The 281-nt window shown below is 67.6% G+C and carries 1 protein-coding gene; it reads right to left on the bottom strand.

The window, feature by feature from the left end; all coding sequences use genetic code 11:
• On the bottom strand, nucleotides 1-281 hold a 281-nt coding region (locus tag ACSNOK_RS33965), incomplete at both ends, for a hypothetical protein (RefSeq protein ID WP_436784595.1).

The raw sequence follows: 281 nt of genomic DNA, 5'->3' as shown, positions 1-281 counted from the left end.
ACCCGGATGACCGCGCGGGAGCGGCGCTTGCCGTCCGTCGCCTTGTACGAGATGGCCCAGGTCTCGGGGAACTTGGTCATCGGCGGGTAGATCTCGGGGGCGTAGCGCAGTGGCGGCGGCAGGTAGTCGCGCAGCACGTCGACCATCTTGCAGTCGAACACGCCGGGGAACTCCAGACTGAGCGCCTCGATCATCGCCAGGGTGGCCGAACGGTGGCCGCCACCGGTGTCCGAGAACAGGAAGAGGACCCGTTTGCGGACGCCCGACTCGGCGTTCATGAC

Source organism: Streptomyces sp. URMC 126 (genome assembly GCF_051386555.1).
In the GTDB taxonomy this organism is placed as follows: Bacteria; Actinomycetota; Actinomycetes; order Streptomycetales; family Streptomycetaceae; genus Streptomyces.
The sequence above is the reverse complement of the archived record's forward strand: the minus strand, read 5'-3'. Positions and strand labels throughout refer to the sequence as shown.